At 36.3% G+C, this 6,238-nt stretch carries 6 protein-coding genes; 3 read left to right on the top strand and 3 right to left on the bottom strand.

Annotated features, from left to right (window positions below):
* Nucleotides 1-22 precede the first annotated feature (22 nt).
* Both HMPREF1052_RS03565 and galE read right to left on the bottom strand, forming a co-directional pair.
* A complete protein-coding gene (locus HMPREF1052_RS03565) occupies nucleotides 23-1,309 on the bottom strand; it encodes an AmpG family muropeptide MFS transporter (protein ID WP_005759734.1) in 1,287 nt (428 codons plus the stop codon).
* Between the two features lie 51 nt (nucleotides 1,310-1,360).
* A complete protein-coding gene (galE, locus tag HMPREF1052_RS03560) occupies nucleotides 1,361-2,377 on the bottom strand; it encodes a UDP-glucose 4-epimerase GalE (RefSeq protein WP_005759718.1) in 1,017 nt (338 codons plus the stop codon).
* Nucleotides 2,378-2,596: 219 nt separating this feature from the next.
* Between galE and HMPREF1052_RS03555 the strand changes: the two genes are divergently transcribed.
* From HMPREF1052_RS03555 to HMPREF1052_RS03545, 3 genes are all read left to right on the top strand, one after another.
* The gene (locus tag HMPREF1052_RS03555) at nucleotides 2,597-2,794 is read left to right on the top strand and encodes a glycine zipper 2TM domain-containing protein (RefSeq protein WP_005759678.1); all 198 of its coding nucleotides are present in this window, start codon (nucleotides 2,597-2,599) and stop codon (nucleotides 2,792-2,794) included.
* Between the two features lie 177 nt (nucleotides 2,795-2,971).
* Nucleotides 2,972-4,285 (top strand): NCS2 family permease, encoded by a 1,314-nt coding sequence (locus tag HMPREF1052_RS03550; RefSeq protein WP_005759675.1) that lies wholly within the window; start codon nucleotides 2,972-2,974, stop codon nucleotides 4,283-4,285.
* Between the two features lie 25 nt (nucleotides 4,286-4,310).
* On the top strand, nucleotides 4,311-4,874 hold the full coding sequence (locus HMPREF1052_RS03545; protein ID WP_005759668.1) for a hypothetical protein: 564 nt from the start codon (nucleotides 4,311-4,313) through the stop codon (nucleotides 4,872-4,874).
* A gap of 72 nt (nucleotides 4,875-4,946) precedes the next feature.
* Here the strand turns inward: HMPREF1052_RS03545 and tilS are convergent, their stop codons facing one another.
* Nucleotides 4,947-6,233 (bottom strand): tRNA lysidine(34) synthetase TilS, encoded by a 1,287-nt coding sequence (gene tilS / locus HMPREF1052_RS03540; RefSeq protein WP_005759712.1) that lies wholly within the window; start codon nucleotides 6,231-6,233, stop codon nucleotides 4,947-4,949.
* Nucleotides 6,234-6,238 lie beyond the last annotated feature (5 nt).

Raw genomic sequence — 6,238 nt, 5'->3', positions numbered from 1 at the left:
GTAAAATTTCACCGCACTTTTTTTATCTCATTGATGAGTTATTGTTTTTTTCATTCCAAGGTGCTACCCAATATAAACAAATCATTCCAGGTATGGCGAGAAAAAAGCAAAGCCAGAAATACTCATAATAACCTAAGGCATTAATCCATGTGCCAGCTTGAGTATTTAACGTAGCGCGAGGTAAAGCTGATAAGCTAGTAAATAAGGCTAATTGAGTAGCAGTATAGAGGGGATTGGTTTCCCTCGCCATAAATGCGACAAAGGCGGAAGTGCCTAATCCTACACCAATATATTCCGCGGCAATCACTAAACTTAATGCAAAGATTTCATAGTTACCCACTTGATCAAATGGTCCTTGCTTAGCCAGCCAAGCAAAGCCAAGAATTGTGACGATTTGTACTATTCCGAATAACCATAATGCTCGGTTAATACCAATACGGATCATTATAATTCCGCCAACAATTCCAGCCGCAATCATTGGCCATAAAGAAGCATTTTTAGCGACTAAACCAATTTGCGTTTTACTATATCCCATATCTAAATAGAAAGGTGAAATAAGTGCCGTTGCCATGCTATCACCCAATTTGTAGAGGAAAATAAAGCTTAAAATAGCCAATGCAGAACCGATACCTTTGCGACCAAAAAATTCCTTAAATGGCTCAACCACATTTTCTTTTAAAGTGCGGTCTTTTTTTAGCAAAATTTCTGGCTCTTTACTTAGGAATAAGGTCATGAAAATCCCTGGTAGCATAAACATTGCGGTAATAATAAAAACCGTTTGCCAGTTAAAATGATCCGCCAAAATTAATGATAAAGCACCTGGTACTAATCCTGATACACGATAAGCATTAACGTGAATTGAATTCCCTAAACCTAATTCGTTATCGGGTAGGATTTCTCGCCGATAAGCGTCAAGTACAACATCTTGATTTGCAGAGAAAAAGGACGTTAGGGTAGCCAGCCCAGCGATTAAAGTTAAACCAAAATGAGTTTGAGGATTGATAAATCCAAATAATGCTAGAGAAACAATCAGTAACAGTTGTGATATCAGTATCCAACCCCGACGACGACCTAAAAAGGGAGGAATGTATCGGTCAAGCAAGGGTGCCCAGATAAATTTCCAGGTAAAAGGTAAGGTGACTGCTGTGAAATAGCCCAGTGTTTCTAAATCTACTTTTTCGGAACGAAGCCAAATCGGCAATAGCCCAGTGATAATATAAAGAGGCAATCCAGAACTAAAACCTGTAAAAATACAGATCAACATATTACGGCTAAAAATTTGTGAAAGTAGTGTGGATTTTGTCGACATTTTATTAAGAGAAATATGGGCGAGGATGATTCTCGCCCGTTGATTGATTAATTAACTTTTATAACCTTTCGGATTATTTTTTTGCCAGTTCCATGTGTCACGCATCATATCTTCTAATGAATGCTGTGCTGTCCAGCCTAATACTTCAGCCGCTTTTTTCGGGCTAGAATAGTAGGAGTCAATATCACCTGCTCGGCGAGGAGCAATTTTATAAGGGACTTTAATTTGGTTGACTTTTTCAAAGGCTTTAACCATATCTAATACAGAATAGCCAATACCAGTGCCTAAATTATAGGTATGTAAACCAGGTTCACCGTGATGTTTATCTAGCGCTTTTAAGTGACCTACGGCTAAATCTACTACATGGATATAATCTCTTACTCCTGTGCCATCTGGTGTGTCATAGTCATTACCAAATACAGAAAGTTCTGGTAATTTTCCAATGGCCACTTGGCTGATAAATGGCATTAAGTTATTTGGAATACCATTTGGATCTTCTCCAATTAAACCACTTTCATGCGCACCCACAGGATTAAAATAACGTAATACAATAGCCGTAAATTGTGGATTCACTTTTACTGTATCCGCAAGTATTCTTTCAACCATATATTTAGATGTTGCGTAAGGGCTTGTTGTTGCCCCTACTGGACTGTTTTCAGTGACGGGTACCACATCAGGTACGCCGTAAACCGTTGCCGTTGAACTAAACACAATGGTATTGATGCCTGCTTTTAACATTTCATCCACTAAAGTAATGGAACCACCGACGTTATTTTCATAATAGAAAAGTGGTTTTTGTACACTTTCACCTACCGCTTTTAAACCTGCGAAATGAATAACGGATTCGATTTTATGTTCAGCAAATATTTTGCGTAATATTTGACGATCTAAAACATCACCTTTATAAAAGCTAACCGCTTTACCTGTGATTTTTTTTACACGTGCTAAAGATTCTTCGGAAGCATTGTGTAAGTTATCTAATACCACAATGTCACGACCTGAATTTAATAATTCCACCACAGTATGGGTACCAATATATCCAGCACCACCTGTTACTAAAATAGCCATATTTTATCCTTGTATAAGTAAAATTCGTATTTAGTATAAGTCTTTTAAACTCTGAGTGAAAGTGAAGAATTCATCAGCGATTAAGATAAGTTTGTTCAGTATGATAAAATGTTTGTCATATTGAACTTTTGTAAAATAGAGTAGTCTTAATTTATAGCTAATCTGAAGCAATAAATATGTTGATGATGCTATTTGTCTTAAATTATCGGAGTTTACCATATGAAATCAATCGCTAAAATTTTCGCTGTACTATTCATTGCAAGTTCAGTTGCTGCATGTGCGAACATGACGAGAGGTCAAAAAAACACTGCTGTGGGTGCCGCAATTGGTGGGGTTGCAGGTAATGTTATTGGTCATTCTACAGGTGCAACTTTAGGCGGTGCTGCATTAGGTGGTGTTATTGGTAGCCAAATGTAATTCAATTATTTACTGATAAAAACTCCATTTTTATGGAGTTTTTTTATGAGTAAAAGGATTAAAAACTGCAGTGAAATAGAGGTCTTTTCGTCTTTTAAATTATTACGCAAACGTTTACTATTTTGTTTTTTAGGGTAAAATACCCCCTCTCAATATTTATCTTTTTTAGGGGATCTTATGTCTTTAGAAAACCATTTTGAAATTACCGCTCGAGGCTCAACTTTTCGTCAAGAAATCATTGCAGGATTAACGACTTTTTTAGCAATGGTTTATTCAATCATTGTTGTACCTGGCATGCTAAATAAAGCGGGCTTTCCTGCTGAAAGTGTTTTTATTGCCACTTGTTTAGTGTCTGGGTTAGGTTCAATTTTAATTGGCTTTTGGGCGAATGCACCAATGGCGATTGGTTGTGCTATTTCATTAACAGCCTTTACTGCCTTTAGTTTAGTGCTTGGGCAACATGTTAGTATTCCTGTTGCACTTGGTGCGGTATTTCTAATGGGGATTGTTTTCACACTAATTTCGGCAACGGGTATTCGTTCATGGATTTTACGTAATCTTCCAATAAGCATAGCTCATGGTGCGGGGATTGGGATTGGCTTATTTCTACTTTTGATTGCTGCAAGTGGTGTAAATTTAGTGGTTAGTAATCCTAATGGTACCTTAGTGAAACTAGGTGATTTCACCTCATTCCCAGTGATGATGTCATTAATTGGTTTAGCTTGTATTATTGGTTTAGAAAAATTACAAGTCAAAGGTGCAATTCTTTGGGTAATTATTGCCATTACTATTGTTGGTTTAATTTTTGATCCTGCGGTAACCTTTAACGGTGAAGTATTTAAAATGCCAACTTTTGGCGAACAATCATTATTTGCAGCATTAGATATTCAAGGGGCATTACAACCTGCAATTTTGCCTGTGGTATTTGCTTTAGTGATGACCGCTGTATTTGATGCTACGGGAACTATTCGAGCTGTCGCTGGTCAAGCTAATTTATTAGATAAAGATGGACAAATCATTAATGGTGGTAAAGCATTAACCTCTGATTCTTTGAGTAGCTTATTTTCTGGCTTATTTGGTACTGCACCCGCAGCCGTTTATATTGAATCAGCAGCAGGAACCGCAGCCGGAGGAAAAACAGGAATTACCGCAATTGTCGTTGGAATATTATTTTTACTCATGTTATTTTTCCAGCCACTTGCTACTTTAGTTCCTGCGTATGCAACAGCACCCGCTTTAATGTATGTAGGATTATTAATGTTAAGCAATGTAAGCAAATTAGATTTTGCTGATTTTGTCGGTGCAATGTCGGGATTAGTTTGTGCGGTATTTATTGTCTTAACAGCGAACATTGTTACTGGTATAATGTTAGGATTCGCATCATTAGTAATTGGACGTATTATTTCTGGTGATGTGAAGCAATTAAATGTAGGAACTGTACTCATTGCCATTGCATTAGTTGCTTTCTATGCATTTGGTTGGGCAATTTAAAGTTAGTCTATTAAAGGGAAAAAAAATGAAACTTTTATCAAAATTAGGTGCGGTAGCTGTATTAGCATTAACCTTAGCCGCTTGTGGTGGTGATCCTGCTGCGGAGCTTAAAAAGCTTCAAACATGGGATAAAGATCATGCTGCGCAACAACAACAAATTCAAGTGGAACTTCAACAAGCATTACAAACTGTTAAAGAACCTAAAGATTTACAACCTGTTGTAGATGCATATAAAGCTAAAGTTCAAGACTTAATTAAAAGTTTAGATCAATTAGATATTAAAAGCGCTGAAGTAAAAACATTAAAAGAGAAAACTAAAGCAGTGTTCTTAAAATCTCAAGATGTGACAGTAGATAGTTTAAATGTTTTAGTGGTTTCTCGTACAGATGAAACAGTTAAAGCTCTACAAACTAAAACTGAATCCTTAAATAAGGATGTTCAAGAGTTAATGAAACTACAGGCTGATTTGCAAGCTAAGTTCGGTGATAAAACAGCAACAGCTGCACCAGCAGAAAAAGCTGCTCCAGTAGAAAAAACTGAGCCAGCACAACCAGCTCCAGCAACTGAGCCTGCACAACCTGCGAAATAATTTATTTCCTTGTTAAACAAAAGCCTCCTATTTGGGAGGCTTTTTGTTTATTTGCTTTTGCTCTGTTTGATGCTATGTATTATCGGATAAAATTCTAAAGAAACCTACCGCACTTTTGAGCTGATTTCCATAGAAAATTAATGGAATACGCTTGCGTTGCCATGGTGGAACATTCAATTGTTGCCATATTTTTTTTATATCTTGATTCATTGCTTTTGAATGTAGTTTTACTTTACCTGAATAACTAAAACGAATTTCTATAGGCTGTTCGGTGAAGGGCAAGTCTATTTCATATTGTTGCCACTTAATATATATTTTATTATTTTTTTGTTGGGCTAGAATTTCTCCTAATCCATCGGGTAAAGCCAGTTTTTGATCTAATGTTAATTGCAAGATGATGTGGCTTAAATCTGCAAATTTATTTGTGATAAAAAGCTTATTTTGATAACGACGAATAACTTTATCAGCAATCACAAATTGTGGATTTGCATCTTGCTTGGAAAAGATGACATCTTGTATTAATTGAGTTAATTGTACGGTGCTTGGCATGGGAATTTCTAAGTAATTTAACCATAAACGTAACAAGGCTTTTTGTTTCAATTGAGAATATTGTGCAAAGTAAGCAATATTGAAAGTGCGGTCAGATTCTGAAAAATTTTTTTGAAAATCCTCCTCTAACAATTCATTGATTAATTGTTGTTGTTCACCACAATGTTGTGCCGAACGTTGAACAGCTTGGTCAAAATGTTGCCAACGTTTACGAATAGTGGGAAGAATTTCATTTCGTAAAAAATTGCGATCATATTGATTATCTAAATTACTTTCATCTTCGATCCAAGCCAAATTTTGTACTCGTACATATTGTTCCAATTGTTTACGGCTAAAAGATAATAATGGTCGTAAAATGGGGAGGCCAAAGGTTATATTTTCCTTTTGCATTGCACTGAGACCTTGTAAGCCACTCCCTCGTTTTAATGCGAGTAAAAAGGTTTCTGTTTGATCATTGAGATGGTGTGCAGTAGCAAGAATTTCATTGATTTTAATGTGTTTAGCAATTGCTTGATAACGGGCTTCGCGGGCACCTGCTTCAATTCCATTTTGTGTATTGACGCTCACTTTTTCCACGATAAGAGGAATGTTAAATTGATGACAAATCTCTTCACAATGAGCGACCCAGCCATTAGCATTTGGGCTAAGTCCATGATGAATATGAATAGCACGCAGGGTTAAGTGCGGTTGATTTTTACGTAATTTTGCAAATAAGGATAATAATGCGGTAGAGTCTAAACCTCCACTGAAAGCAATAAGAATATTTTTATGATGAATTGTCTGTTGAAATTGTTCAAAAAGATCTGACATACGCA

It is taken from the genome of Pasteurella bettyae CCUG 2042 (assembly GCF_000262245.1).
Lineage (GTDB): Bacteria > Pseudomonadota > Gammaproteobacteria > Enterobacterales > Pasteurellaceae > Basfia > Basfia bettyae.
This window is presented reverse-complemented; position numbering and strand designations above follow the sequence as displayed.